Here is a 303-nt window from a genome sequence, read left to right on the forward strand (position 1 = left end):
AGGTGTAGGTATACCCGCTCACATCAGCGAGGTCGGTGGGGCTCATCTTCATTTCAGCCCACATCTTCCGATCCGCTACAGCGGCCGACCAGCCTTTCTCGCTCACATCGTCAACGAAGTCGCCAATTGTGCGCTTGTGGAAGTTGTAGTAGTCAGATTGCTTCTTGAGTTTGGAGAGCACCTGCGCCGGGTCTTCATCCGTCCAATCGCTGAGCATGACGACGTAATCACGGTCATATACAAACGGCTCCGGATCTTTGGCATCGATCACCAAAGCCCCATAGACCCCGGACTGTTCTTGGA

The 303-nt window shown here is 54.1% G+C and carries 1 pseudogene; it reads right to left on the reverse strand.

The features are described from left to right. Positions 1-303 (reverse strand): annotated as a pseudogene (locus GHO25_RS25915) (copper oxidase); the annotation flags it as partial.

Origin of the sequence: Pseudomonas sp. FSL R10-1350 (genome assembly GCF_009600525.1) — a bacterium.
GTDB lineage: Bacteria > Pseudomonadota > Gammaproteobacteria > Pseudomonadales > Pseudomonadaceae > Aquipseudomonas > Aquipseudomonas helleri.